This is a genomic window from Marinobacterium sp. BA1 (assembly GCF_041155135.1).
GTDB classification, from domain to species: domain Bacteria; phylum Pseudomonadota; class Gammaproteobacteria; order Pseudomonadales; family Balneatricaceae; genus Marinobacterium; species Marinobacterium iners.
Genome location: NZ_BAAFHC010000002.1, coordinates 63,693 through 90,671, shown reverse-complemented (window position 1 = coordinate 90,671; position 26,979 = coordinate 63,693). Strand labels below are relative to the sequence as shown.

The 26,979-nt window shown below is 52.3% G+C and carries 22 protein-coding genes; 13 read left to right on the top strand and 9 right to left on the bottom strand.

What is annotated here, in order from left to right; translation table 11 throughout:
• Window positions 1-23: 23 nt before the first annotated feature.
• The 5 genes from ACAM29_RS19610 to ACAM29_RS19590 all read left to right on the top strand — a co-directional run bounded on the left by ACAM29_RS19610 (window position 24) and on the right by ACAM29_RS19590 (window position 5,044).
• The gene (locus ACAM29_RS19610; protein ID WP_369625261.1) at window positions 24-887 is read left to right on the top strand and encodes an A24 family peptidase; all 864 of its coding nucleotides are present in this window, start codon (window positions 24-26) and stop codon (window positions 885-887) included.
• Between the two features lie 109 nt (window positions 888-996).
• A complete protein-coding gene (locus ACAM29_RS19605; RefSeq protein WP_369625260.1) occupies window positions 997-1,266 on the top strand; it encodes a helix-turn-helix domain-containing protein in 270 nt (89 codons plus the stop codon).
• Between the two features lie 9 nt (window positions 1,267-1,275).
• Window positions 1,276-3,030: an Eco57I restriction-modification methylase domain-containing protein gene (locus ACAM29_RS19600; protein ID WP_369625259.1), complete on the top strand. Its 1,755-nt coding sequence runs from the start codon at window positions 1,276-1,278 to the stop codon at window positions 3,028-3,030.
• Window positions 3,031-3,600: 570 nt separating this feature from the next.
• Entirely contained in the window at window positions 3,601-4,056 is a 456-nt protein-coding gene (locus ACAM29_RS19595; RefSeq protein WP_369625258.1) for a hypothetical protein, read from the top strand.
• 1 nt (window position 4,057) lies between these two features.
• Window positions 4,058-5,044 carry a hypothetical protein gene (locus ACAM29_RS19590; RefSeq protein ID WP_369625257.1) on the top strand — a complete coding sequence of 329 codons (987 nt, stop codon included), beginning with the start codon at window positions 4,058-4,060 and terminating at the stop codon, window positions 5,042-5,044.
• Window positions 5,045-5,049: 5 nt separating this feature from the next.
• Here the strand turns inward: ACAM29_RS19590 and ACAM29_RS19585 are convergent, their stop codons facing one another.
• Entirely contained in the window at window positions 5,050-5,652 is a 603-nt protein-coding gene (locus tag ACAM29_RS19585) for an RNA-guided endonuclease InsQ/TnpB family protein (protein WP_369625256.1), read from the bottom strand.
• 404 nt (window positions 5,653-6,056) lie between these two features.
• Here ACAM29_RS19585 and ACAM29_RS19580 point away from each other — a divergent pair, with 404 nt between their 5' ends.
• The 3 genes from ACAM29_RS19580 (at window position 6,057) to ACAM29_RS19570 (ending at window position 8,397) form a co-directional block, all read left to right on the top strand.
• On the top strand, window positions 6,057-6,227 hold the full coding sequence (locus tag ACAM29_RS19580; protein ID WP_369625255.1) for a hypothetical protein: 171 nt from the start codon (window positions 6,057-6,059) through the stop codon (window positions 6,225-6,227).
• Window positions 6,228-6,273: 46 nt separating this feature from the next.
• The gene (locus ACAM29_RS19575; protein ID WP_369625254.1) at window positions 6,274-7,878 is read left to right on the top strand and encodes an ArdC-like ssDNA-binding domain-containing protein; all 1,605 of its coding nucleotides are present in this window, start codon (window positions 6,274-6,276) and stop codon (window positions 7,876-7,878) included.
• A gap of 102 nt (window positions 7,879-7,980) precedes the next feature.
• A complete protein-coding gene (locus tag ACAM29_RS19570; RefSeq protein ID WP_369625253.1) occupies window positions 7,981-8,397 on the top strand; it encodes a hypothetical protein in 417 nt (138 codons plus the stop codon).
• Window positions 8,398-8,422: 25 nt separating this feature from the next.
• On the opposite strand, the gene ACAM29_RS19565 is transcribed toward ACAM29_RS19570, so the two are convergent.
• Window positions 8,423-9,253 (bottom strand): hypothetical protein, encoded by an 831-nt coding sequence (locus ACAM29_RS19565; RefSeq protein WP_369625252.1) that lies wholly within the window; start codon window positions 9,251-9,253, stop codon window positions 8,423-8,425.
• A complete protein-coding gene (locus tag ACAM29_RS19560) occupies window positions 9,250-11,511 on the bottom strand; it encodes an ATP-dependent RecD-like DNA helicase (RefSeq protein ID WP_369625251.1) in 2,262 nt (753 codons plus the stop codon). Before ACAM29_RS19560 ends, ACAM29_RS19565 begins: the two co-directional genes overlap by 4 nt.
• A gap of 380 nt (window positions 11,512-11,891) precedes the next feature.
• Here ACAM29_RS19560 and ACAM29_RS19555 point away from each other — a divergent pair, with 380 nt between their 5' ends.
• A complete protein-coding gene (locus ACAM29_RS19555; RefSeq protein WP_369625250.1) occupies window positions 11,892-14,111 on the top strand; it encodes an ATP-dependent helicase in 2,220 nt (739 codons plus the stop codon).
• Window positions 14,112-14,132: 21 nt separating this feature from the next.
• Here the strand turns inward: ACAM29_RS19555 and ACAM29_RS19550 are convergent, their stop codons facing one another.
• Together ACAM29_RS19550 and ACAM29_RS19545 are read right to left on the bottom strand one after the other, a co-directional pair.
• A complete protein-coding gene (locus ACAM29_RS19550) occupies window positions 14,133-15,845 on the bottom strand; it encodes a hypothetical protein (RefSeq protein WP_369625249.1) in 1,713 nt (570 codons plus the stop codon).
• Between the two features lie 10 nt (window positions 15,846-15,855).
• Window positions 15,856-16,209 carry a hypothetical protein gene (locus ACAM29_RS19545; protein ID WP_369625248.1) on the bottom strand — a complete coding sequence of 118 codons (354 nt, stop codon included), beginning with the start codon at window positions 16,207-16,209 and terminating at the stop codon, window positions 15,856-15,858.
• Between the two features lie 65 nt (window positions 16,210-16,274).
• Here ACAM29_RS19545 and ACAM29_RS19540 point away from each other — a divergent pair, with 65 nt between their 5' ends.
• Together ACAM29_RS19540 and ACAM29_RS19535 are read left to right on the top strand one after the other, a co-directional pair.
• Entirely contained in the window at window positions 16,275-17,228 is a 954-nt protein-coding gene (locus tag ACAM29_RS19540; RefSeq protein ID WP_369625247.1) for an endonuclease, read from the top strand.
• Window positions 17,229-17,587: 359 nt separating this feature from the next.
• Complete coding sequence (locus tag ACAM29_RS19535; RefSeq protein WP_369625246.1) at window positions 17,588-18,589, top strand: hypothetical protein; 1,002 nt, start codon at window positions 17,588-17,590, stop codon at window positions 18,587-18,589.
• 498 nt (window positions 18,590-19,087) lie between these two features.
• Here ACAM29_RS19535 and ACAM29_RS19530 read toward each other — a convergent pair whose 3' ends face one another.
• From ACAM29_RS19530 to ACAM29_RS19515, 4 genes are all read right to left on the bottom strand, one after another.
• A complete protein-coding gene (locus tag ACAM29_RS19530) occupies window positions 19,088-19,342 on the bottom strand; it encodes a hypothetical protein (protein WP_369625245.1) in 255 nt (84 codons plus the stop codon).
• A gap of 253 nt (window positions 19,343-19,595) precedes the next feature.
• Window positions 19,596-21,377 carry a DHH family phosphoesterase gene (locus ACAM29_RS19525; protein ID WP_369625244.1) on the bottom strand — a complete coding sequence of 594 codons (1,782 nt, stop codon included), beginning with the start codon at window positions 21,375-21,377 and terminating at the stop codon, window positions 19,596-19,598.
• An 85-nt stretch (window positions 21,378-21,462) separates the two neighbouring features.
• Window positions 21,463-22,572 carry an ATPase, T2SS/T4P/T4SS family gene (locus ACAM29_RS19520; protein WP_369625243.1) on the bottom strand — a complete coding sequence of 370 codons (1,110 nt, stop codon included), beginning with the start codon at window positions 22,570-22,572 and terminating at the stop codon, window positions 21,463-21,465.
• Between the two features lie 143 nt (window positions 22,573-22,715).
• Window positions 22,716-23,726, bottom strand: coding sequence for a thioredoxin fold domain-containing protein (locus tag ACAM29_RS19515; RefSeq protein WP_369625242.1), 1,011 nt, complete (start codon window positions 23,724-23,726; stop codon window positions 22,716-22,718).
• 183 nt (window positions 23,727-23,909) lie between these two features.
• Between ACAM29_RS19515 and ACAM29_RS19510 the strand changes: the two genes are divergently transcribed.
• On the top strand, window positions 23,910-25,508 hold the full coding sequence (locus tag ACAM29_RS19510) for a hypothetical protein (RefSeq protein WP_369625241.1): 1,599 nt from the start codon (window positions 23,910-23,912) through the stop codon (window positions 25,506-25,508).
• A gap of 47 nt (window positions 25,509-25,555) precedes the next feature.
• Window positions 25,556-26,881 (top strand): hypothetical protein, encoded by a 1,326-nt coding sequence (locus ACAM29_RS19505; RefSeq protein WP_369625240.1) that lies wholly within the window; start codon window positions 25,556-25,558, stop codon window positions 26,879-26,881.
• Window positions 26,882-26,979 lie beyond the last annotated feature (98 nt).

Sequence of the window (26,979 nt, the reverse complement as noted above, 5' to 3'; positions counted from 1 at the left end):
TTGAAGAACAGGGGTTATTGGGTATGATAGACCTAAGTTTATGGAATCAAACGTTATTATCGCAGTGGCGCATGCTACCAGAACTTCCTTTATTTGGTTTTCTTGTAGGTGTAATATTAGGAGGCTTGCTTGCAAGCTTCCTGAATGTTGTGGTCTATCGCTTGCCAAAAATGAGGTATATTCAGGCAGCTAAGCGTATCAGAGAGCAGCAAGGGTTTGTGGATAATGAACCTCAATTCAATCTCGCTTTTCCCTCCTCAAATTGTCCAAATTGCCACCATAAAATTCGTTGGTATGAAAATATACCGGTATTCTCCTGGTTCTTATTATGGGGCAGATGCAGTCAGTGTGGAAGCTCGATCAGTAAACGTTACCCTATAATTGAAGGGGTGGGTGCGATGATGGGCGCAGTGTTTGTTATTGTCTTGGGTGATGGAGTTGTGGCGCTATTGGCGTTATGTACTGCCATAACAATCTTGGGAATAGCACTCATCTTATATGATCAGGTCGAGGTGCCGGGAGGGTTATGGGTTACTCTTTGGTCATTAGCTTTAGTTGTATGTTTTTTTAGAAATCCAACAGTCTCTGATGCCATACCCGCGCTAGTTCTGGTCGCTGTAGTTGTAGTTTTAAATTTACTGCAATTAGATTCGTCGCGAATGTTCAGGGTGGTTTTCCAACTGTCTGCGATTCTAGTACTTTGGATAGATGCCCAAGCGGCCTTCAATTACATGGTAATACTAGGACTGTTAGCGACAATATTAGTAATTTATAAACGATTTATCGATGGTAGTGCCTATGTTAGCACCTTAAATTTTGAAAGAGCCGTTGCTTTTTCCAGTTGCATCATTTGTATAACCATGCTAGTCATTGTTGCACCTACTTGAGGTGGAAGAATAATAGATTATCCACATTTTCCGTGGACACATGCGTGGATAATCTGACTTTCCTCCGTGACATCGCGGTTACAGCGATTGATCAAATAATAGACAGTTGATGTCTGTTGGTAGTAGGCACGCGAATAGCGCAGACTTCTCAGAGCGCGAGGATACCTTTATTCGGGAACGGGCGCAGGCTGATCTTGGAGCCACTCTCGCCCGTGGCCGGGCCGGTGGTCGGAAACCGAAGTTGGGCGATAAGCAGATGCGCGAGATCAAAGCACTGTTACGTGATCCAGCCATTGAGGTGGCTGAGGTTGCCCGTCGGTATGGCGTATCGCGCACCACACTTTACAAGCACGTCGGCGTAGTCGTGCCGCGTCAATGAGGAATTTTGATGTTCCAGCAATCGCTAGACGTTGGCAATACTAACGGAGTGCGACAGTCTATTCAGGAGTCTGAAACTTTGCCTAATTGTCCCGTTATGGCTGCGACTGAAGCAATGGCGGCAGGTGGGGGGATAGAAGCTCGTGGAGCAATTTTCACGCGCTCAGAGGTGGTTGACTTTATCTTGGACCTGACTGGATACACGGAAGATCAACCGCTTCATGAAATGCGGCTCTTGGAGCCGTCGTTCGGCGGTGGAGACGTTCTACTACCGATCATTGGACGACTTTTGAGCGCATGGCGGGCAGTTAGCCCAAACGGTTCCGCACTCGACGACCTGGCCGATGCGATCCGGGCGGTGGAGCTGCACCGCGATACCTTCCGCAGCACTCATGCTGCAGTTGTCGCGCTGCTCAATCAGTGGGGGATCACTGCGGATAGCGCAGCCGCCTTGGCTGACTGCTGGCTGTCTCAGGGTGATTTCCTGCTTGCACCGCTTGAAGGGCAATTCGATTTTGTAGTCGGCAACCCGCCCTATGTGCGTCAGGAGTTGATCCCTGCGCCCTTGCTCGCCGAATACCGCAATCGTTACCAGACCATGTTCGACCGAGCTGATATCTACATACCCTTCATTGAGCGGTCGCTGTCGGTCTTGTCGAACGGTGGCAGCTTGGGCTTCATCTGCGCGGATCGGTGGATGAAGAACCGCTATGGTGGGCCGCTGCGCAGCCTCGTGGCTGAACGGTTCCACCTGAAACTCTATGTCGATATGGTGGATACTCCAGCTTTCCACTCTGATGTGATTGCCTACCCAGCCATCACTGTCATCAGTCGTGAATTGCCGGGAGCAACACGAATTGCTCACCGTCCAGACATTGACCGGGCGGCGCTGTCCAAGCTGGCAAGCTTGCTTACAGCAAAAACGCTGCCGAAAGAACCAGGTCCGGTGCGCGAACTTTCTTGCGTGCCTAATGGTGCGGAGCCTTGGCTGTTGGAGTCCTCGGACCAAATGGCGCTCATTCGCCGCCTGGAGAGTGCTTTCCCGCAGCTAGAAGACGCCGGTTGCAAGGTTGGAATCGGTGTCGCGACCGGCGCTGACAAAGCATTCATAGGGGATATCGAAGCGCTTGATGTCGAGCCAGACCGGAAGCTACCGTTGGTTACTACCAAGGACATCATAACGGGCGAGGTGCAGTGGCGAGGACAGGGTGTCATCAACCCTTTTACCGAATCAGCTGGACTGGTCGATCTCGACGAATACCCGCGCCTACGGCGCTACCTTGAGGCTAGGCGGGAGGTGATTGCGAGACGTCACTGTGCGCAGAAGGTTCCAGCTAACGGGTATCGCACGATTGACCGCATTAATCCGGCGCTAGCCACAAGGCCTAAGCTGCTGATTCCAGACATTAAGGGTGAGGCACACATTGTCTTTGAAGGTGGAGAGCTGTATCCACATCATAATCTCTACTACGTGACGTCAGATGACTGGGAGCTTAGAGCCTTGCAGGCTGTACTGCTTTCCGCTGTTACCCGTCTGTTCGTGGCGACCTATTCAACGAAAATGCGCGGAGGGTTTCTGCGCTTCCAGGCGCAGTATCTGCGCAGAATCCGCATTCCGCGCTGGTCGGATGTGTCTGAACCACTGCGCCGTGAGCTGGTCGACGCTGCCATCAAACGGGACGTGCGAGCATGCAACCGGGCTGTATTCAAGCTTTACGGCTTGACCCACGAAGAACGTTCTACCCTCGGGGGCAATGGAGAATAAATGGCACGGGATCTCGCCAACTACTAACAAAAAGACCGAGAAGCAGAATAAAGTCTTTTAGCAAAGACGGCAAGATCAACCCTACCATAGTGTAACATATAGTCTAAACGAACTAGGCAGCACCCACCCTGACCAACCCACCAACCAAAAAGTGCCACCTTACGTCGCTATAATGGCTAACCCTCATGAATGAAAGCTAGGTTTTACAATCGATGCAATAGAACGAAAAACATTAATTCATTGATCAAAAGGGGTTTATTTCTCTTGAAAAAAGGGGTTCTTTTTGTTTAGATGTAGTTTAACCGAATATATAAGGCGACAGCCTGATTAAGCCCCAAGCTAAATAAGAGGGGTACTTCCGTTTTAAAAGATGGGATTCATCTGTCATGCGTAATGGATTTAAGTTTCTAATAAATCAAAGCGTCTCTTCTTGTTTTGAAGAGGGGTTCTTCCATTCAGGACAATGTGGCACTTTTTGGTTGGATATGGCACTAAGGGTATGAGTTGGACAATATACGGGTTGCGGACTATATGTTACATTTATAGCACCCGAGGCGAGGGGAGGTCAGTATGGCATGCGTGAATCAGCACCTTAGTGAACATGACGCAGCGGTAGAGCCGTTGTCGATGCATGATGACAGTCGGTGGGGACAGGCGCGGGTGATAGATACCATGGAGGGTGTATGGGTCGATGTTATCAGCGTCAACAAGCACCGTGGGGTGCAGCATTTTTTGGAGCACTTCGAAGCGCATGTGCAGGCCACTGCCAACTATGAGCCTGATTTGGTGCGCTACCTGATAGGTGCTGAATTGCTGGTGATGTACAACGCCGATCAGGTTGGATTTACACCGTCGTTGGTGGATATTCTGATTCCCGATCTCCCTGATGGATTGACTGACGAAGAGCGTCAGCAGGTGCGTCAACGCCTTGATCGCTGGGGGGTGACGTACGGGGCGCTCGTCAATCCGTCTCCTGCTCAGCGAATGCAGCGCGTAGGTCGGCGCGGCATTTACCTGGACGCTTGAGATGGACCTGGCACTGCGCCGTGAGGCGGTTTCGCAATCTCTCTCCGCGCTGGATGCGGCCCTTCATGACTGGGTTGGCTGGTTAACCGAGTTCGCCGGGCCTGCTTGGCTTCTTCAGGGAGATGGAGCGTCAACAGATGCGGATACGCTGGGCAGCGCGTCATCAGATGAAGAAGCAGCTATGCGCCGTGCCGCGATCGCGGCCTTTGCGGTGCTGGATTACCCCAAGGACAGTACGGATGGCCGTCAAAGCTGGGACTGCCCCGGTGTGTTGGCTGTTCCGCCGCTGGCTCTGACGGAATGGGCGACCAGGATCAACGCGCTAAAGGATGCCTTCCGAGCATCGGTGGAAGAGGCCAATGAGATCTATGTCGATCAATCCGGCCAGCCGGCACCGCCCCCTGCCAAGGCACGGGTCACATGGCATACGGTCGGCTTAAGCTATCAAGTCGGTGTGCTGCCCAAGGGCATTTATCCTTTGGCACGGTTCCATCTGGCCTCCATCGGACGCGCCAATCTGAATCTGCGTCAGGCATGGCGTCACCTGAATGTCTACGCCCGGGCCGATCGAGCCCCTGACCGCATCCGTTTCAGCTGGCTGCACAAACGCAACGTCAAGCGCATACCAGCGGCTGAGGTGCAGGCACGGGTGCTGGATATGGACGCCTCACACCCGGACATCGAACAGCTTCAGGCAATGATGCTGCAGATACACCCGCAAGAAGTGTTGGCACATGTGCAGACGCCCAAACCTGTATTGTATGCCACAGGGTATTGGCCGGATCGCCACCGTATCAGCCTGCCGGCCAGTATTCCGTCATTGATACCGCACGACCCCCAGCAGACAGTATCCATCCAGCACCCTAAGAATACGCCTGATCCCCGATCGAAACAGCAGCGCGTTAAAGGCCGCAAACTGGAAGACACTCCGTTGATCGAAATGTTGTCGATCTACCGATATCGGCCTGAGTTCCGCGCAAAAGATTGACATCCTCACCGCCCTGAAGAGGCGGCGATTCCTCCTGTGAGACGCCCATGCCCGAGCGCGAGTATGTTCCTGGCCGCATTGACGTCGCGGTCGTGAGTGACACCACACTCACAGGTCCAAACTCTTATTCCAAGGCCCGCTCGTCCTTTCGGACTGCTGGCGGGAATGCTCCCGCAGCATGAACAGGCCTGGGTGGTGTAGGCTTCATTCACCCGTACGAAAAGCGCCCAGCCGGCGTCGTACACCGACTTGGCGCTTTTCGTACGGGTGAATGAACGGGATTTCACGTCGCCAATGATGATCACGCCGCAGCGGTTCACCAGTTGGCGACTGAATTTGTGCAAAGCATCCTTGCGCCGGTTCCGGATTTTGGCGTGTATCGCCTTGACCCGGGATTTCTTCCGAGCCCTCTGAGCCTTGGCCAGCGCCGGTTCCAGATCACGGTAGAAGCGTCCGGCCTCCAGCCGGGTGCCATCCGAACACGTGGCCGTATCCTTGAGCCCGAGATCGATTCCGATCGCATCCTGCCCTGCCGGCACTGGGCCAGCCCGTAGCTGTCCCAGACCTTTAAGAGGTGGCCGTTGTGGTAGACCTGGCCGCTCTTCCACTTCACCGCACCGGATTTGAACGGAATCCAGCCGAGCGAGCGGCGCACGCCGGCGCTCTTGCGCCACTGCAGCCGTGTCTTTTTGAACTGCTGCCGGCGGGTGACGTACTCGCGTGACACTTCCTGCAGGGTCTGCGAGTGCAGGCCCAAGTCTTTGCCCGCACCCTTGGTGTAAGGGTCAATGTCGTAGGCGGACAGAAACACACCCCGTTCACGTCTACATACCCAAAGGGCACCACGTCCCCTCACTGAAAGGTAAGGGGCTTTCCGCGCGTTTTGGTAACCCGCCGCATCTTCGGCAGTGGACAGATTTTCCAGTTTCAACGATACTATAATCAGTTTAACCCGTTATGCTATGATACATAGCGTTCTGCCCATCTGGGCCAACTCCATGGAGCGCACACCATGACACATACATCACAGGCCGCTTCCGAGGCCACGCACACGGTACAGCCGATGTCTGATGCTGAGTATTTGGCGATTGTCGCCGAATGCGGCGAGGCTGTAATAAGCTTCGACGAAGCGAAGCGTCAGATCGTACCCCCGCTACCCGCCGACATGTTTGACGAAGACTGAAATGACATGGCCCTGGTGTAGTAATTGAATGAACAGGAGATCGTAAATGGCCAATCCATCTAAACGCAGCCGTAAAGGGAAATCTCAGGACGACATTCGTCGCTCGGTCACCGAAACCCTTTTGAGTCTGATGCAGGAAGGTGATTTGCCGCCGTGGCGTAAAGGATTTGCGCCTGCGAACGTCAATTACCCGGGGCCGGTGCTGCCGCATAACCTGAGTACACAGAAGGGTTACAGCGGCATCAATTTCGTGCTGACCCTTGCGCAGTCGCAAGCGCATGAGTTCAGTACCAACGCATGGGCCACCTTCAAACAGATGAAGGCGCTCGGTGGGAGTGTCAACAAAGGTGAAAAGGGGACGCGGGTCGTCTTTTTTGGTGCCTTGCTGAAGGATAAGCAAAGCGGCAGAGTGATTAACCTTGATCAGATGTCCCGTGAGCAGGTCAGTCAACTGAGCAAGGAAGACATTGTCCGCATTCCCTTCTTGCGTGAATATGTTGTGTTTAACGCTGACCAGGCGAGTGGCTTGGAGGCCCATCTGGGTATTGATTCAGAAGGCCTTAAACGCTTACCGGTGCCGCAGGACGTTAAGGCGGAGCGTGATTTGGCGGTCGTCGAGGCGTTTATCGACCACCTGAAGAGTACCGGCCTCACCATCAACTTTATCCCGCAAATCCGAACAGCATCCTATGAGCTGAACGGTCATGTGATTCGTATGGCGCCCATGGAGCAATATGAGTCGCTGCCGCGGTTTCTGTCGACCCTGGCACATGAAGCGGGCCATAGCACCATGGGGGGTCTTGAGCGTCCCTGTGCCATCGAAGGCATTACGGATGTGAACCGTGTTCGCGAGGAACTGGTGGCCGAAATCGCCGCGGCGATGACGGTGGCTCAGCTTGGACTTCCGTTTGAAGCCGGCAACAGTGCCTGTTACATCGAGACCTGGCAGCAACGTGATGCCATGGCGGGTGATCCCAATCTGATCATGGAGGCCTCACGAGAGGCCGATAAAGCGGTCCGTCTGCTGCTCACGGATGCTTTTATGGAGCAGGTTGCCGGCATTGATGCTCGCTTTGGCGTAAATCAGGTGGACGACCGTGATGATCTTGCGCTGGATGACCCGCTGTCCGATTTTGATCTGGGCGCTGCGGTCTCAACCGCGTCGGCGATGCTGAATAACTTCGATGTCAGTGATGACGATGCGATCGAGCAGGCGCTGGCATTGGCCAGTGAACAGGCGCTTTCCAACTTAGGGCAGGGTGTTGACAGCGCAGCGGTTCAACCGGATGCTGTACCAAACACACCATCCACGCCGCATCAGAAGGCATCTGCTTTTGAGCCCGAAAGCTTTATCAAGATCGCCACCGATTCGATTGCAGAACTCCGAAAAATTGATGTGTTCCGTGTACTAGATCAGTCAATGGAGGTGCCGGAGCATAAAAGTGCAATCGGTTCCCCGGTTAAGGAAATGGCTGACTTTATTTGTCAGCACCGGGAGGATCTGATTGAGGAGGTTGTTGAAGTCATGAAAGAAGAGCTTGAAATCGACTATCAGCCGCGTTCACAGATGGCACCTGACGAGTCCCAGCTTGAAGACGACCCCTTTGTCACCAAGGCACGTACGCAGAGCCTGGCGGATTTTATGTCGTAACCTATCCCTTGTTGTTGTTCGACCCTCGCCGGCGCTCTGCGCCGGTTTTTTTCGGCTACAGTGTAGCTTGATAACAAAAACGATTATGTTGTGGTGTTTTTTATGGCGAGTGCATCTACACAATCAACCTATGACCTGGTGATGTGGCGACAGGGGAATGATTTCAGACCGCTGCGTCAGCAGCCCGAATGGGTGTTTTCAGTACCGGATCTCAGTGATGCAGATCTAACGCACCAGATCGTATCCTCTGTGATCGACGGTTTGTATGCGGCAGAGAAGGCGCTGAAAGGGTCCCCGTATACGTTGTACCTTACAATCCGAGAGCCGGGTCATGGGCCTGAAATGGTCGAAGTCGAGGAGTTACGGCGTTTTGCGGTCTCGAAGGGGGTCCATCAGGTCTTTGGGCATCTCCGTGATATGGTCCCTCAGTACCTTCACGAGCGGAATCTGGATCGCTGGTTGGCGGGAGAATCTGCTGTCGCTGAGGGTATGACGGAAGCAGCTTTGAAACTCGCTTAACGAAAGGGCGCCTCAGGCGCCCTGATCAAACCTCCTTGATATCCACGATCTTCCAGTCTTCAAACATACCTGGACGGGTAAAAATGATATCAACCTGGCGATTGCCAAGTGGTCCTTTCGCCAAACGTATGCGTGCGGTCGTGCTGTCGACACGTGTGAAGCGTACTTCCATACCTGTGACCTCAGGCAGCGCATTATAAGCGTCTTGTTTGGTTTGTTGCTTGACTCGCATACGCTCGCGAATTTCATCCAGGCTGACGGTAGGGGTCAGGCGCTTGTTGGTTCGTGTCCGGAGATATTCCCCGAGGACATAACGGTAATAATTTTCGTCCGCAAAATCGTCACCTTCATGATCGAGATCGATGTAGAGATCGCCTAATGCCTTCAAGGTATCAGTCAATTGATCCTGGCTTAGCACCAGGACCATCACGGTTTGAGGTGAAACGGCCTTCTTGATAATGCCCTTCGCGACCTGTCCTGCACTGGGGAGTTTTTCAACTTTTAACCCCAAGGCGGCAACCTTACCCATAAAGGGCAACATAGCCCGAGAGAACGTCTCCGTAGCACCACCCAAGCCCAGTGCATTGCGTGGTGAATGCGGGAAGTACGCCAGTAAGCGCTGTTCCAGAAGCGGGTAGTGGCGGTTTGCAAGGGTGTCACTGAGGCGTTGATAATCGATCAGGTCATTAACGCGGTCGTAATCCTTGGCCTTGATGGCCTCACCAAATGATTTCGCCGCGCGATGCGCGGAAAAATGATCCATGGTCAGCACCCAAAGGCCCCAACCCACAAGTGCCAAAAGAGAAAGGATTGTCACGTATCGAGGCAAGCGCTCTTTGAAGGTCAATGTGCTCACGGCGTTTCTCCTGTTTGTGTATCAGCAAGGCCTGCGAGGTGCATTAATGCCTGCTTCAGACCGGTCTGTCGAGTGCTGTTTTTTTCCGTTTGAACGGCGCGCTTCAACGCGCGTGCCTCACCAAAAATATCCACTTCTTCCTTGGCACGGGTGATGCCGGTGTAGAGCAGGTTGCGTTGAAGCATTGAATACTGGCTCATATGCATAGGCATGATGACCTTTGAGAACTGACCACCTTGCGATTTATGGATGCTCATCGCATACGCAAGGGTCAGATCATTCGCTTCGGCGCGTTTCATTTCAACATAACGATCATCAAACTGGATGTGCAGGAAAGTCTCATCGTCCTCTTTAACGATTTTTCGTACAAAGCCAATATCGCCATTGACGATATCAAGCTTTGGGTTGTTTTTGTTCTGAAGTACTTTGTCGCCAATGCAAAATTCGTAGTCGAAAATTTTGACTCTGGGCCCCGAGTATCCCGGCAGTACGACTTTCTGTATGGCATTGTTCAAGGCGGTAACACCCACCTCGGACTTGTACATCGGAGAGAGTACTTGGATCTCGCTGATATCGATACCATCGTTCAGATAGTCACACACCTTGGCAATCGTAAGCGCCGCAATATCGGCAGTTTCGCTAACAGGTGTGAACCTGAAATCCTCGGTGAACGTCGGGTAGATCCCTTGGATGACATCGCGGGCGGCAGCGGCCACCCCTGAGCCATCGCCCTGTCGGTACACTTTGGTTAACCTGCTGACCGGAATGAGGCCCGGGTCAATCAAATCGCCAAGGACGTTACCCGGACCTACAGAGGCGAGCTGATCGATATCACCAACCAACAAGACAATAGCCTTGGAGGGTAGGTATTTGAGGAACTGGTACATCAGCCAGGTATCGGTCATGGACGTTTCATCCATGATGGCAACATCAAACTCAAGTGCCTTAATTGCCTCTTCATCTTCGGCATCCCGAGCGGCCTTCACCTTGCCGATGTAACGGTGAATCGTCATGGCCTCAACGCCAGTAGCATCCCGCAATTGTTTGGCTGCGCGTCCTGTCGGTGCGACCTGAAGGATATTGGCGCCCTGGTCAAGCAGTGATTTAGAGATGAATTTGGTAATGGCAGTTTTACCCATGCCCGGGCCGCCGGTTAGGATCGAAAACTTTTGGGTCAAGGCCATCCGAGCAGCCGATTCCTGATCGGCATCGAGCCGAAAGTTATCCTGCGCAAATCGATCGAGGGATTCACGACTGACACCCTCGAAATGAGGCATACCGCGCAGCAGAGTTTGCATTTGACTGACGATGCCTCGTTCGCAGGCATAGAGCATGGGCAGCATAACCCAGCGCTCCCAATCGTTGCCTGGGGAATAGTGAGGAATGGTGATGTAAGCATCATCGTCCTCTCGTGCTGTGGCTTCCAGAAGCGTGTTGGCGACAATGCTTCGGTCCACCTGCAACAGGTTAACAATGCCGCGCCCGAGCTCTTTCAATGGCATGTAGGTGTTGCCGTTAGCTGCATGCTCCTGCAGCAGGTGCATTGCACAGGCTTCTATGCGAAAAGGGGAGTCCGGTGCAATGCCGATCGCAAGTGCAGCTTCGTCCGCTTTTTTGAAGCCAATGAGTGGAACTTCAACCAGACGATAAGGGTTCTGTTTAATCAGCCCCACTACATCGGCACCATCAGGCCCACCCAAGTGCATATAGGCACGGTGACTCAGTTCAGGGCCAATACCCAATCCGCGCAGGAATGTCATCACCAGATAAGAGCCGCGCGCATCGTGCCAGCTGCGTTTGATCGTTTTGAGTTTGGATTCTGTGATGCCGTTTACTTCAAGCAAGCGGTCAGGTTCGTGATCAAACACGTCAAACACATGTTCGCTGCCAAAGGCTTTCACAATGCGTTTGGCAAGGGTCTTGCCGACCCCTTTCACAGCATCAACCAGATAGGATGCCACGCCATCAGGTGAGCGCGTATCAGGCTGGCCGGGATACACCGCTGCCGCTTTAAATTGACGCCCGTATTTGGGATCCTGAATGAAATCCCCCTCACACACCATAGTATCGGATCGCTTAAGGCTGACACATGATCCTTTTACGGTGAGCTCCATACCCGTATTGATACAAAGACCTGGATCTGAAGTGCAGCGCGGATTATCAAGGATGAAAATGGTAAATCCTGTCCGAGGGTCTGGCCCGAACAAGACGCGTCGCACTTCACCTTCTATTGTTTTGTGGGTGGTTTGTGGTGTCATGGGAGCCTCAACAAAAAACATATTTAGTTATACATTATATCATATAGGCTCACCAGTGCGCAGTAAGTTCACACGACAGGGTAAAAAAGAAACAGTATAATCGGATATATGGTTAAACAGGTTATAGAGGTGGCCCATGTTCAAGGATGCCGATTGCATTCGACTATTTCAGGTGTCTCAGACACGGCACTGCCTGGGTTTGTCAGACAACCGCTACCCTGAGGATCGGGCATACGCACATCTCCAGAAGGATTTGGATTCATTGTCGCTGGGTCAGCGAATTTCCCGCTTTAATGAACTACTCGTTCAAGAAGTTGAGCGATCAGCTCAAGACCCTCTTGCTGCGTCCAGTCAGGTGATAAATGAAGAGGTATCCTGTTGTGGCTAAAACACGAGTTGTATTGGATGACATCCAGAATCAGGCAGCGAATCACCATCAGGGCCCAATGTTGTTGGTGGCCGGCGCCGGTTCTGGTAAAACAGCTACGATTGTCGAGCGTGCAGCGCGCTTGATCGAAGCAGGTGCAGATCCGCAGCGGATGCTTATGCTGACGTTCAGCCGCAAGGCGTGCCGTGAAATGTATGCACGCCTATCGGAACGTCTGACTGTACATGACGTGCCGCCATCGGTTATGCCGGTGATCGAAACTTATCATAGTTTTGGATACAAACTCCTCAAGAAGCATCCACAGGCATGCGGGCGTGCCGATATTCCTTCGCTTATGGATGAAGCGGATGCAAAGAAGATGTTCCGCGAAGGGGTGAAGCAATTTGAAATCGCAGGACCGGCCGGCAATGACAAACTGCTACGTACCGTGTATGAGTACACACGCAATGAGGGCTATGACGCAACGGATTCGCGCCATGCTCAGGGCATTCAGGAGCTACTGGAAAAGCACGGGATCAGGTCGTTCGCACACCAGGACGTGTTGAGTGTATTTCAGCACTATGAGTATGCCAAACGCGAAGCCAATGTTGTGGACTACTCAGATTTGCAGGTTCTGCCTCTGGTTGGTTTGCGTCAGGATCCTCAGTGGTTATCCAGTCTAGGCCGGTACTTTCAGGATATCGTCATTGACGAGGCTCAGGATACCAACACCTCGCAGTACCAGTTGGTGAGCATGATCGGCCAGGCAAGCCCTCAACCACAAGTTACCATGGTGGGGGATGATGATCAGACCATCTACGGTTGGCGAGGGGCGAGGGCGGACAACCTTTTGCGCTTCATGCGTGACTTCAACCCGGTGACAGTCAAACTGGAGCGAAATTACCGCTCCCCAGACGCCATCGTGGCCCCTTCGACAGCCTTGATACGCAACAACAAGGAACGCGTGGATAAAAATCCCTATTCCGCGTTACAGCAGAATGCTCAGCCCGTTGCTTATTATGGTCACCCAAGCGGCGATCTCATGGCTGATCGGATAGCCCAGTGGCTGAAGAGATCCATTGACCAGGGGATGCGGCCACGTGATCTGGCCGTGTTGTTTCGCACCAATCGAATGGCACGTGTACTTGAGCCTGCGCTGATAGCGCGTGACGTGCCGTACCGGATTCAGCAGGGCTTTGATCTGTTCTCACGTCAAGAAGTGCAAATGCTCATGTCGTGCATACGGTTGGCATCCAATCCACGCGACTTCATGGCGTTTAGCAAGTTGTCGGGTATGGTGAAAGGGTTCGGTGATAAGCGTGTTCAGCAGATCATACAGGAATACCGCTGTGACCCGAATTGCAGCAATATATTCGATAAGGCGGCTGAGGTGCTCGGTACCAAAAGCGCAGTGTCAAAAAGCGTAGCCGATCTGGGCGATCGCGTACTTCAATTGCAAAACTCCGATCCTCTAACCGACGGTTTGGGGAGCTGGGCTTTGAGTCCCCAAGGTGGTGATTTTGGCCCCTGGTTGAAGACCCTCGCAAAAGGGTCCAACAATCCAGCGAAGAACTTTGAGTCACGTCTTGAGTCGCTGCTGCAGGTGGATAAGGCGATCAAGTCACGTATGACGTTGGTCGATATGTCCCGCATGACGGCAATGGAGCGCTGGGGTGCGGTCATGGAGATCGGGCTGGCCACTCCGGATGAGGAAGAGGGTCATGCTGATGCGGTAACACTTTCAACCGTACACAAGATGAAGGGGTTGGAGTTCAGTTTCGTTCATATTGCTGGCTTCAGTGATGGCATGATGCCAACACTTCGAGATGCGAATTTTGATGTGGATGAGGGTGCCCAGGATGTTGAAGAAGAGCGCCGTCTTGCGTATGTGGCAATGACACGCGCCAAGCACAAGCTGGTGTTGCATCATGCCGATCGTGTGTTTATGGGGTATGAGACGGTTGAGCTTACGCCTTCACGCTTCGCATCAGAGGCTGGAATCGATTTGCAGGTGCATGCACTCCCAACTCGGTTGGATATTGACCTTTCCCGTGCCATACAGCCCCTTACCCAAACTCTCGATGAGATGGGGTGGACACAAGCGGATTTGGATGTATTTCAGAACCGTAATGAAGCCCAGCTCAGCGCGGAAGGGGTCTTCAGAGGGGGCGATAGTTTGGATTGCCTGAGGGGGCGTGAGGAGAGTCAAGGTCTACTGCCCGGGTTGGGCTAATAGACCTTGAGCAGTCACATCTCACAACACAAACACATCGGATTGGCCGGTACCAAAATCATCGAAAAGACTGAAAGACCGGCGGGAGTGGATGATGGGTTCACCTACGGTAAACAGCAGGGGTTCAGCACGTAACGTCCAGTCCATGATGCGTGCCGGCCATGGTGCAACCTCGGCGGTACGGGTCAACACAGCCTGATACGTAGCGTTACCTGTCAGTACATGTTCGTGTGAATAGGGTGCGAGCAGCAACAGCGTGCACACCGTAACGGCAGCGCCATGGCCAACAATAAAACCAGACCAGCGAACCGTTTTGTTCAGGTTGTGCGAGAAGGGATAGCGCACAAGCATGACCACCAGGCTATAAAGATTGAGCACAATCATCATCATGGATAGGCATAATGCGACTGCCGGCACCCATAAGGCCTCTATGTACCGCGCCCCGACTTTGGAGGTCGCATCGTCGAGTGTTGATCGGATGGCATTAAGGTTTTCGGTGTGTGCCGCCTGAAGATTATTCAGGAAAATGATCTTTGTGTGTTTGGCGAACTCGTCGTACTGCAATCCCCAAGGAATGCTGATACGCGTCTGGGTAGATCGGGATCGATCCCGCAATCCGTTTGACATGTCGAGATCGGCCACCAGGAAAAGATCGATGTCTGGCTGCTGTAAAAGTGCAGCATGCAATGGGGCTTGGGCGTATTGAGTCGCAACGAATTCGCGCCCGCTCATGGCATATCGCAAATCAGGATGGATCCCTAGATTAAAATTGAACTGACTGTCAATATTGGTCGCCGCGTTATTCAACGCGCTGTCAAGAACATCAACGGTTAGTTTTTTGCTGACGAAGTGGCGAATAAAAGCTGATTTTTGATCTAGCGTCCACGGCTCCGATGGCAGTGATACGCCCGTTGCTCGCCAAAACTTGTTATCCAGCGTTTTGTAATAACGGGTACCCGAGAGAGTGTGACGGCGAACTGAGCGTCTGGTCTTAGTATGTTGTTCCCAAAGCTGGGAGTAAGCGGTGTTCGCTTCTTCATTGGCACGGGTTACGATTTTGGATTCGACTTCAGCGTACAGTCGGGCGAGATCGGCACGCTTGTTTGACGCTTCTACATAGGCGTTGTAAATCCGAGCCACATGTTTTGCGTGTTCTTGCTCGGCAATAGTGCTGACGTAGTGCTGGTCTTTAGCCTTAAGGGTTTCCCTGAGCTCCGTATTGCTGTAAACCAAGGGGCCAAAGAGTGTGAGCAAAGCTTTTGATTCAGGTTTATCGATATGCTCATTCAGGTACTCTAGACCATTGATGGTGACATGGTTTCGGGCAATGCCTTGCTTGAGGGTCATGAGCATGTAGGCATCCATTTGATCATCGATCGAGCGTGACTGGCTGAACGCCTTGATACCGAAGTGCTGGGCGGTACCGAATGCACATGCCGATATGACCATTGCCGAGAAAGCTATGGTAATGGCATCGCGGCCCGCTTCCTTCATGGTCCTTCGGTAGATCCATCGGCCGATAAGGAGTCCGAAGCCGATGGATGACAAGAGCCTGCCAAAGAGTTCGACCTGCTCGATTTCATCAGTTGACGACACGCTCCCCGCGACATCGAGCAGCACAACATTGAAGACTACTTCTGAAATCAGATAACCAATGGAGAGAACGGCAGAGCCGACAAACACCCATAGGGGCGGCCTGGATTTATCGGCGTCATTGGTGTGATTGTCGGCCATAATGGATCCCTCAATCGATATGAATCGTGATTGGCGTGGACTCGATGTTGGGAGTATCGACCGGTTTCAGGACGTCAATGCCGTCATCGTGAGGACCTGTCGCAGGTTTGGACGCAGTGCTGACAGTACGAGCGGACCCTGTTGACGCTATCGGCACGGGTTTCTCATTGGCTATAGCGGAGCGAGTGACAGCTTTAGTTGTGGCGGGCGCGCTGGTTGTAACCGGTCGTGCCGGTGGTGCAGGGATGCTGTGGGTCGGGGCGGGAACGTATGCACGCTGTTGTGACTTTGCATACGGTTCCATACAGCCGGTCAATGCGAGCGCACCAAGCAGCAATGTAAATGTGGTCAGTTGTGGTTTCATGACTTGCTCCTTAAAACATATTAGGTATAATCGAATATAACACAATTTGAAGGGATGGCAACAGCATGATCGCTAACAGACACAAGAAATGGTACACGATGGCTTCAGCCGTTTGGTTTCTGAGCTTTCTGGCGTCTACTGTTGCGGCGGCACCGGCTAATTTCGAAGAGGCCAAGCGACAACTGAGACTCATCGACCAGGATGCTCCAACCTTTTATTGCGGCTGTGATATCACCTGGCTCAAATCCAGCGGAACCAGCGGCCGTGTTGATCATACCTCATGTGGATATGAAATCCGCCCTCCAGTCAGTGATGCGGTTAAAGCCCGCGCAGCACGTGTTGAAGTTGAGCACTTGGTACCCATATCGTGGATTGGTGAACAGTTTCAATGTGGTAATCGCACTTCATGCAGAAGCTCAAGCGCGGCATATAATGCAGCAGAAGCGGATTTGCACGGTCTGGTTCCCGCGATAGGTCAGGTTAACGGTGATCGTAGCAACTACCGTTTTGGGATGGTTTCAGGCCCGGCCACCCAGTATGGAGCGTGCAACTTCAAAGTGGAATTCAAGCAACGAATAGCCGAGCCTGCCGACCACCTTAAGGGACACATTGCTCGTGTTCACCTCTATTACGCGGATCGCTACAACTTGCGTCTATCCGGACAACAACAGCAGTTGCTCGCCGCCTGGGATCGTCAGTACCCGGTTACCCATGCCGAGCGAGAGCGTGATATCAAAATTGCGAAGGTTCAGGGTTGGAACAATCCCTACATCAGCGGAGACAAGCGCTGGGGTGAGCAGCAACGCAAATCACAGGTGCCACTCAAAGTCGCTGATTCGGCGGACACACCTAAGGTGGCCGAAGGTTCTGTTCGTGGTAACCGCAACTCCCGTATTTTTCACATTGAGGGCAAGTGCCCGAGCTACGACCGTGTTGCTGATCATAACCGCGTTGAGTTCACATCGGCATCAGAGGCAATCGCCGCAGGATATCGGATTGCCGGTAACTGCAGCCTGTAGTGCATTCCCTATAGAAGTGACATAAACTGTATTCAGTGCAACCTAAAATAAAATGGATGCGATGTGAACAGTCTTATTGATGATGTCCCCCTGCGACCCTTGGAGTGGCAGGCCATCAGTGCGGAATTGGATTTACGTTCCTTGTTGGAGTATGTCGTTCGTAACCCACAGGACACTCAGACCGCACAAAAAATCGTGCTTTCAAAGGGTACACCCATGCAATGCGTGTGGTTCGCTGTCTACGCACGCCATGCAGACCGTGAGCGAATTTGGCAACACGTCTGTGGCGCCCAAAATGCATTTATTAGGTCGCAGTTTTTGCGCTACGTACCGCTTTAATTACTAGGCAGGAGTCCAACATGAAGATCATTACACCGGAAGTGGCCAAAGAGAATTTGCAGCCGGGCGATCGCGTGATTATTCCATCTGGGTTGGGTGGAGTGCACGATGCGCGGTTTGAATCCCAGTCAGATGGCCGAGCCAAGGTCACGGTGCTGACCAAAGGTCACGGATTTTATGGCCAGTCTCAAACAGTTAAACAAGATGAAATGAGGATTCCTGTAGCAATTGTTAAACCGATTGGCGGACAAATTTTCACGGTTCGCGATTATGAGCATCAGTACGTTGCTGTTGAACATCAAGGCGGATACCGTGCCCTGCTAACCCTTCCTAAAACAACACCGTATCGGGACAGACAGCAATTTGAGAAGGGGGTTGCCTCAGCCGTTGGCACAATGCTTTACTTTGAGGAGATGGCTTCGCACATCCAGAAGCGGGATCCGGACGCCAATCCAACAGCGCTGAACAAAGTGCTCTCCCAGCTGGAAAAAGGTGTCTGGGTATCGCCTGCTGAAGTTGAAGCTTCGGTACAGCAGGCGGGTATACATTTGGATCTTACTGACTGGTGTGATGCAGAGATGTCAGCACCGGTGCCGCCTCATTCAAATTTTATTATCAAGCAGTTGCAATGCTTACAGCATGTGGCTAATGCATTGCGTATCGATGCCACAATAGAACTGGCACCCGATTTTGACTGGCAAGAACACCCCATTGATACAGACGGGGGCGTTGAGTTGGCGGTACAGTTTGCCCAACTGTACCTGGCAGAGCGAGGCTTGGCTGATACGATCGAAGTACTCACAACCGATGAAGTTGATGTGTCGTTAATCATCGCCGCGGATCTTGCGATCACCGTGGACGGTAATCAGTGGCACTATGAGCCACTACGCCCGTTTTCAGCCAAGAATGAAGCATGGTTGGCCGACAAGCGTTCACGGTTTGAGAACACTCGAATTGTTGAGCCGGTGTGTGACGATATGCTGGCCGCGGGTCAAGCCGCATCTCAGTCACCTTCTTTTTAAGGACATCCGTATGCAGCACTGGCAAGCGTTTTTCATGTGTAACTCGTTTGGACTCTATCTCGGCTTCAAGCAAGCGCGACTTGCCAGAGGGCGAAGCTGGATGCCGGCCGCTTCTACCCTGATCTGGAGCCCCCGTTGGCCGAGGCCTAGCGGTGCAGCTACAGCTGCTACAAGGCTTTAAGCTGAGGCGTTAGGCTATGTTGCAAATTTCTATTTACCACCTGCTAAGACTTGCAATCGCGGCGGCATTCGCATCATTGTTACAGTACCATCTGTATTCTCGATTCTTTGGTACTGCGGCAGTGGGCCGAAAGTAGCATCAAATGCTTGTCTTATAGTTCCACTGAACTCCCTGTTAGTTTTCAGTAGCTCCGAGAATTCATACCAGGTTGCCCAATAGGTTAACGCATGCCACTATGTTGCTCGATATCGAAAGGTAGCGGCCAAGTACGGCCTTAAAGACATGAATGAGATCAAACCAGGTGGATGTGAGGCGTTTTAATCAGCCAAAAGTCTATCTTGATTCTCAGGATATGAAATTCGAATATCACCCGCATAGTCGCGGGTAAACGTCATTGCAGCGAACGGGAATCCAATATCAAACCCGATTGAACGCCCGGTGCCCAGCATCAACATCTCCTCAAGCCCGCCGTATTCACGCGCCAGTGCAAGCCTTGGGGCTGAGCTGAAGTATTTTGATACGGGGATTAAGAACACGCACTGATCGGCAAGTTGAAAGGCGTGTGCGAACACGTCGGTCAGATTGGAAAAGGGTGGATTGGTGATGATCCAATCTACCTTTTGGGAGTACTCGAAGAAACAGCGACCTTGTTGTATCTCGCACCAGTGTTTTGGACTGGGTAGGGCGTCCAGGAATGCACCCTTCCCGGCGAAGGGTTCAAGACATAACCCGGGCCGGATCAAAATGCCGAACGATTAACTCAGCGACACGTCGTTGAGTGTAGTGCACATCACTGTAGCCCTTGAGCCCGGTTGTTCTCACCATCTACCGAAGCACCTCTGCAGTTTTTATGACAGCTTGGAGAGATACAGAACCATTGAATTCATTACGATCAAGGGAATAGACGGCCCGTACGCGCTGCCCCTGTTCAACCGGCATAGGTTCTACATCCGGTTTGTATGCGTTGAACCAAATCCCCTGAAGCTTTACCTGATCATCATTTACCAGTACCAACTTTAGATGAATGCCTTCCTTGCCCACCGGCTTGCACTGACTGAGTGTGAATTCGCCCTCAAACACAGGTTCTTCGAATTCACGACCGAAGGGTTGCAGTATCTGCAGCTGCTCCAGTGATGCCAGGTTCAGATCAGTACTATCAACGGGCCCGTCCGTCCAGATCATAGCTTCGAGAGGACCTGATTTAAGCCGATCCTCAAGTTGTTCTGTTACGGCTGCTTCATAATCTTCCATCAACCGCTCAAGTCCTTCGCGCTTGATGGTCAACCCACCGGCGCCCTCATGGCCGCCAAAGGCAACGAAATAGGAATTGTCACAGTCGTAGGCATACTGCATCGCATCACGAACATGGACGCCCGGGATTGCACGTGCACTGCCACTCATAAGGTCGGGATGCCCCTCTTTGGGGGAGAGACAGATGACCGGTCGGCCGAACGCCTCTACGACACGACTGGCAACAATGCCATGCACACCTGCATGGCCGTTCTCGAGCCAGATCACCAGTGAGTTGCGGCCTTGAGCGACCTGACTGGTGGCAATCGCCATCGCTTCATCTTTAAGCCGTTTTTCGATGGTCTTGCGTGTAGTGTTTTCGGATTCGAGCAAGGCGGCCAGTTCAATGGCCTCCTCGAATGTAGAGGAAAGCAAGAAGTGAACACCGGCCATGGCTTCATCAAGCCGACCCCGTGCATTGATGCGTGGGCCTATGCCAAAGCCTATATCGGTGGCAGTAAATGCTCCGTCGCCCCACAGTACCTCACGCATGGCTTTCCAACAGGGCCGCTCCAGGGTATTCATAATCTGGAGCCCTGCCGCTACAACTGCTCGATTGTTGATACTGCTACCGAGACTGACACAGTCCGCTACCGTGCCCACGGCGACGTAGTCCAGAAGACCGGACAGCTTCGGCGCGTTTTCACTGAGCAGACCTTCCTGAATCATCTGGGAGCGGACTGCACACATCAGCAACCAGCTGACCATCACGCCGGCAATTGCAGAGTCAGGATACTGGGAGCCACTGGCTTTCGGGCTTACACAGGCAAAGACGGAGGCAGGAGCACCTTCCTCAGGCATGTCATGGTGGTCACTGACGATAACGTGAATGCCTTCAGCTTTGAGGCGTGCAATGCGGGGCTCGTCCGAGCTGCCGTTGTCGGCCGTGATCACAACCGACGGACGCGGGGTATGCGCAAGGATGCGATCTGCTACTGAGTCGGACAAACCATAGCCTTCTTTCAACCGGTGGCCTATGAAGCTAATCACGTGGCTTTCAGGGTGTCCAAAGTAATCGCACAATGCTGACTTGAGAACGGCATGGCTGCTCACCCCATCGACATCATGATCCGTTTCGAGAGCAATGATCTCCTTACTGCTCAGGGCGGATGTAATGCGCTGCGAGGCCCTGTCGATATCCGGAAGACCCTTATAGGAGTCCAGCATTGAAAGCTTAGGTGACAATAAGGCCTGCAATTGATCAGCCGTTGCTATGCCATGAATGCGCCGTGCAAGCAGGCGGCTAACGAATGCCGGAAGCCCAGCATTTTGGGCGGTATCCAGCGTGGTGTCACAAAGAGGGCGCATTACAATCATTTGGTTTCTCCGGTATGCACGACCTGTAGGTAGTGCCCAAGTCTTGTATATTCGATTATATCGGATATAACCCGATATACAAGACTTAAACCGGAGGCATTTGCTTTTCAGAGAAGCGTTTAAAGTCCTTGCGACGCTGTAGTTCAGCACCAACCCATTTAGAATCATGGGCGTAGCGCATCGCGGTTTCAAGGCTGATAATGCTGCTATCAACACGGTCGCACAGCACTTTGTCCCAGAAAATCTGTGCGTATTTACCCTCAGGATTGCGAAATGTATCTTCCAGTGCACGTATGTTCTGCGTTCGAATGTGTTCCCGAATGTCAGGGTGAATATAGAGCACTTCATGTACGGCCACATTGCCACCCTTTAGTGCCGGCAGCATACGTTGTGCCACGATACAACGTAGATTAACGGCGAGCGTATCCAGCGCATAGTCTTGCTGCTCGGGCGGGAAAAAGGCAATCATGCGGCGAATGGCTTGAACCGCATTTGTTGCGCGTATCGTTGCCAGGCAGAGATTACCAGATTCGGCAAAACCAAGCGTGTGTCGCATAGCTAGTTCGTCGCGTATTTCACCTATGACGGCCATATCCGGCGATTGGCGGTAAGCGCTGACGAAGGCATCCTCGGCTGTTTCTGTGTCAATTTGGAGTTCACGTTGTGCGATAACACTGCGATCGTGCTTAAAAATGTATTCAATAGGATTTTCAATGGTCAGAATGTAGCCTTCGCGTTCCCTGTTCCGGTGTTGAATCATGGATGCGAGGGTGTGTGATTTGCCACAGGACCCCGGGCCAGCCACGATAATCAGCCCGGCATCATCAAGGATCATATCCTGCACGTTTTGTGGAAGGCCCAGTTCATTAATGTCGTGTACGTTGGTACGAATGCGGCGGATTGAAACGGCCATACTGCCGCGTTGCCGGTAGGCGTTGATGCGGAAACGTCCGCGGCTTGTCAGGCTGAGAGAAAAGTCGATTTCGCTGATGCGACCATCTTGATTGCGCTTGGTGGCATGTGACGAAAAAGTATCGACTAAACCCTCAATATCACCTGCAGTCAGAGGATCCATTGCCAGGTCAATGGTTTGTGTATTGCGTCGAAAGAATGGACGTGCACCTGCAATAAGGAATAGCGAGTCTGCATCCTCATCGATCATGGACTCAATGAAGCGGTCGAGCATAATGGACATGATGGTCTCCGTGTGATTTGGTTCGCCTATTACTAATGTCGGCGCCTTTGCCTGCCCATATTTGTGCAGATATTGGCACCATTAGCAGATCCTGATGAAGTGGTGGTGCCTCTGCCAGTTGGGGATATCCACTTCAGGTTTACTTATGGTTGTGTTTCCAGATCTACGCCTAGACCACTGAACGTGCGGCTTATATCATCAGCGTTCATACCAATAAACGCCGAGGCGGCTTCCTGATCACTGCCAGCATTGAAAACGAAAAGGAGTGTCGGAGTGCCTTCCATCGTAGTTGTAACCATGACCTCATGATTTTTTTCTATGGCGGCATATTGAAGGGCTGTTGCTTCCTGTTTGATGTTGACGTTTTCGCCTTGAAGCATGGCAATGGCTTCGAGCGTGTCACGGTTTGCCAATGCACGCGCAGCGGCATGATTACTGGCCTCGCCCAGCAGGCTGACAGGAATCAGCCGAACACGGATCTGAGCTCCTTTGAAATCGACGTCACGGATACCTTGGAGCAGTTTGTGGCAGTAAGGACAGAAGGGATCAACAAACAAGTACATGTGATGTTTGGCAGCATCGCTTTCATCGGAGCTCAGCCAGGGCACCTGGTTGCCTGATGGTAAATCAAGAATGGCGTGTTTGAATTCATCAACGACTTCTGGAACACCTACACTGTAGTAATCAGCCTGTTCGCTGGATGCATTTGCACTGGCTTCGCTGCCCTGTGACGATTGGGCAGCTGATTGAATAGCCGTGTCGATATCGAGCGCCATTTTAACAGCGAGGGCCAGAGGGTTTTCGGCATCATGGTGTTCAGCGGCCAGGCCGGTCAGATCTCGACCAGCATGATCATAGAGGTTTCCCATCATGAGGTGATAACCGTCAGGTGTCTGCCAAACCAGAATCTTGGCTTCCGAGGGCTTTCCCTGAAGAACGTGACCACGCATACCAGCAGGACCGTCGAAACTGTGAATGATCTTGGGTGGATTGTCCTTCATGGCAGCAAGGATAGCTCGAGCGCGATTATCCATTGTATGAATATCGGCTTGATTGCCTTGAGCACTGGCGTGGGGTGTGATTGTAAGCGCGGTTGTGAAACCAACAAGGGCTGTCAAACGTTGAATCTGTTTACGGAGTGAGCGAGTGCGCATATAGGGTTCCTCTAAAAAACAATTTCCTTTTGTGGAATTGTACCATGTCCGCACGTCTTGCGGGTTTGTCCAGCAAGGATTTGACAAAATGCACCACCTATGTCAATGTTGCGGTAACACTGATTTAGTGTAACCAAATATCCTGTCTAGATTGATCTCTGTAGGGGACAGTGAGTGAGTACAATGCTAACGTCTTCCGAACTTAGTTCTGTGATCCAGGCGCGTGACACAAAGGGTTTCGCATCCGCTGTGCCGTTTGGGTCTCACCTTCAAGAGGATGATGTTTTATCTTGGCTTGACGCGGCAAACTCCCCATCTGTTGAGATTCAGGATACCTTTCGGGAATATGTTCGCTTGCAGGGTATTCAGGATGACGAATCCATTGCCTGCGTTGTGCAGTATGTTCAAAACAATGGAGGGAGTTTTTTTGATCCTCAAATGACGCCTACGGACTTGGTTGAAGCCAAGCTTCTGAGGTCAAAAAGGGTGCTGCACCCAGATGAGCATCGAACAGTTCAAATGCAGACATCCATAGTTGATCTGTTGATCAAGCAAACGGAATGCTGTGTTCGTGAAGATCTGTCATCCATTATTGGTGTGGCATCAGGGAAAGTAGCGGGTCATGAGTGGATGCGAGGATGCGCTCCATTGGTTGTACAGATGCCAAATCAGCGCGTTTACTTGTGCGTGAGTAATGCGCCGGTAGCTGCCAGTGAGGAGTTTTCCTTTAAATTCGTGTGCCAGTTACATCATCTGCGTGAATTATCCATCCATGCAGGAGTGAAAACCGATGGCATGTTGCTGGTAAACTTCGATTGGTCCGCCTATCGTGTTTTGCCCCTGGCAGTTCCGCATCAGCCTGAGCTGACTGAGGCGATTTATGTTGGTGGCGATGCATTATGGGCGAAAATCATCTCTGGAAGCATCCCTTCACGGCCCGTTCTCAATGGTCCCGCATGGATTGCAGTAGGCGAGGAGGTTCAAGCTCAGGTAGCGGACCTCGAAGCGCAATATCTTGGTGTGCACCTGCTGGAGTCGCGCGTAACGGCTCAAAAAAACAAGATTGCGGATGACTTGTCATCGGTTATACGGGCGGTTCCCAATGTGCTCGACCATACACCTGACGAGCTCGGACTTTCGCTGTTAAAACTTGAGGTGGATACAGTCGTGCATGAGGAGGCACTAAGTGCTTTCCTGAAATCACGAAAGGTGGCTGATCGGATCGATGAAATTAGTTCCGTTGAAAACACGTTCCTAGTGGCTCCAAAACAAGTGTGCTTGTCGGAGTTGGATGTCGCGGTTGAGCATGGCCAGGCGCGTCGTTTTGATCCCAAAAAGACCATAACTCTTTTATCAGAGCTTGGGGTTAGCCTTCATGCAGCAAAAGAGGCCGGGTTGATCGAGCAGTCCATTATTCCTGTTTACGACATCCCTCAGGATGAGGGATATCAAATGGACGCGCACGAGACCCTTGACTGTATCGCCCGTGATGCTGCGCTGGAGGCTATGCAGCGGGTTCAGGTCGAAACCCAGATGGTGTTTAGTCCTGATGCGTCCGAGATGGGGTACGTAGGCGCTGCTGAAACGTACACGCCGGCCCCGAGTATGAAGGCTATTCACGATGAACACAGTGAGCAAGGGGTAAAAATTGCCCCTGCAAGCACACAGGCTCAGCCCACCGCTGAGCCTGAAAATGAAGAATCCATGGGTGAAGCGTCAGGTGCTAGGCAGGCTGCCGCGAACTCACGGGCGGACCCGATACTTGACTGGTCCAACGTGTAAATAAGGCCTGCTTGGCAGGACAAGAGAAAACAAAGAGGGTTTTTATCATGTCTATTCTGGAAACTGTTGAAGCTGGAAATAATGCTGCTCGAAACGGCGGCAACAATGGGCCGCGTGGCGTTCGCCGTGATGCGGTTGTTGAGGTCATGGGGTTCGATCTCGAAAAAGGCTTCGCTCATGTCAAAGAAGATCAGCGCGAGTTCTTGGTTAAAATTCGCAATGATGCGTGGGTGCCGAACGAGGCTGAAATGGAAGAAAAGCCCAAATTCATCGGTGCAATCATTGATAAGCGTATGGCAGCCAATATTGAAGTTGGCGACAAGGTAATCCTGGAGCGCATGATTGACTTTGGCCAGGACATCGAGAGTGGTAAGCCTCAGTTGTGTGACTGGATTACCAAAGCGCCTGTGGATGAAGCCAAGCTGCGGGTTGGCATTATGTCCATGCGAGGCTTCAAGACCAATGATGAAAAGGGCAATATCGAGTATGTAATCAATAAGACTTTTACAAGCACGGAAGGTCAGGCGCGCACGATGTATGGCCGTGTGTTCATGTGGCACGATCAGGCATTTGATAACTCGAAGGTTGACGCGCTCGCACAGCGTCTTGACGCCAACAATGAAAAGATTCTCTCTCAGCGTGCTGAGCGTGAGCAAAACCCAGATGCGAAGTTTCCGGTGGAGCCAACGCCGGCATTCTCATTGCGCTGCCTGAATCCGAATAATGAAGTTCTGGCATTCACGATGGTTGTGGATTGGAATAAGGTCACCAAGCTTCCGCCTTCCGGTGCAGACCTGAAAGAACTCATGGAACATTACACCCATGAGTGGTCTCAGAAATTCGGTGAGGTACGTGTGGAAGTTGCGATGGCTCAGGCGTACCAGCCGAGTCAGAACTTCGATATGAAAAATCCCACCCCTGCTCCGATGATTGGCTCCAGTGCGGATGGAAAGTTCGCGATGCGTGCAGCGCCTGCCGTGTTGGTGCTGTCTACTGGCAAATACAACGGCAAGGGTCAGCTGGAAGGTGCCGAGCATTTCTGGGCAAATAAAGCCTTTGCAAGTGCCAAAAATGAGCATCTGCATACACTGATAGCCAATACTGAAGGCATCCGTCCGACGCTTGCCGAAGGCATGGGCCTTGAAGTTGTGAGCCCGTTCCAGAGCCGGGTTTCACAGGCGACGAAAAATGATCAAGCACATCAGCAGTCGCCAGCCAATGGAGCTCAGGCTGAACAGTCGGGAAACCCACAAGCGCCGCAGCAGGCGCAGAATCCGGCCCCGGCTGCAGCAGTTGATGCGGAGGACGCGATGCTGAATGATGCGCTCGCCGCTGCACAACAGCGCGCCTCTGCGTCGCCGTCCAACGGCTAAACCACAGGGTGTGCCTGCGTTGCGCAGGTAGTAAGAGGGGTGGTGCGGTGACGTGGCCGCCCCTTTTTCTTTACGAGTACAGGGTGTTTCGACATGCA

Coding starts and splice junctions, on each gene's coding strand:
- ACAM29_RS19525 (WP_369625244.1), bottom strand. CDS start 21,377: ATGATTGTAATGCGCCCTCTTTGTGACACCACGCTGGATACCGCCCAA.
- ACAM29_RS19535 (WP_369625246.1), top strand. CDS start 17,588: ATGAAGATCATTACACCGGAAGTGGCCAAAGAGAATTTGCAGCCGGGC.
- ACAM29_RS19545 (WP_369625248.1), bottom strand. CDS start 16,209: ATGAAACCACAACTGACCACATTTACATTGCTGCTTGGTGCGCTCGCA.
- ACAM29_RS19515 (WP_369625242.1), bottom strand. CDS start 23,726: ATGCGCACTCGCTCACTCCGTAAACAGATTCAACGTTTGACAGCCCTT.
- ACAM29_RS19600 (WP_369625259.1), top strand. CDS start 1,276: ATGTTCCAGCAATCGCTAGACGTTGGCAATACTAACGGAGTGCGACAG.
- ACAM29_RS19610 (WP_369625261.1), top strand. CDS start 24: ATGATAGACCTAAGTTTATGGAATCAAACGTTATTATCGCAGTGGCGC.
- ACAM29_RS19540 (WP_369625247.1), top strand. CDS start 16,275: ATGATCGCTAACAGACACAAGAAATGGTACACGATGGCTTCAGCCGTT.
- ACAM29_RS19590 (WP_369625257.1), top strand. CDS start 4,058: ATGGACCTGGCACTGCGCCGTGAGGCGGTTTCGCAATCTCTCTCCGCG.
- ACAM29_RS19520 (WP_369625243.1), bottom strand. CDS start 22,572: ATGTCCATTATGCTCGACCGCTTCATTGAGTCCATGATCGATGAGGAT.
- ACAM29_RS19575 (WP_369625254.1), top strand. CDS start 6,274: ATGGCCAATCCATCTAAACGCAGCCGTAAAGGGAAATCTCAGGACGAC.
- ACAM29_RS19550 (WP_369625249.1), bottom strand. CDS start 15,845: ATGGCCGACAATCACACCAATGACGCCGATAAATCCAGGCCGCCCCTA.
- ACAM29_RS19570 (WP_369625253.1), top strand. CDS start 7,981: ATGGCGAGTGCATCTACACAATCAACCTATGACCTGGTGATGTGGCGA.
- ACAM29_RS19580 (WP_369625255.1), top strand. CDS start 6,057: ATGACACATACATCACAGGCCGCTTCCGAGGCCACGCACACGGTACAG.
- ACAM29_RS19505 (WP_369625240.1), top strand. CDS start 25,556: ATGTCTATTCTGGAAACTGTTGAAGCTGGAAATAATGCTGCTCGAAAC.
- ACAM29_RS19595 (WP_369625258.1), top strand. CDS start 3,601: ATGGCATGCGTGAATCAGCACCTTAGTGAACATGACGCAGCGGTAGAG.
- ACAM29_RS19510 (WP_369625241.1), top strand. CDS start 23,910: ATGCTAACGTCTTCCGAACTTAGTTCTGTGATCCAGGCGCGTGACACA.
- ACAM29_RS19560 (WP_369625251.1), bottom strand. CDS start 11,511: ATGACACCACAAACCACCCACAAAACAATAGAAGGTGAAGTGCGACGC.
- ACAM29_RS19605 (WP_369625260.1), top strand. CDS start 997: ATGTCTGTTGGTAGTAGGCACGCGAATAGCGCAGACTTCTCAGAGCGC.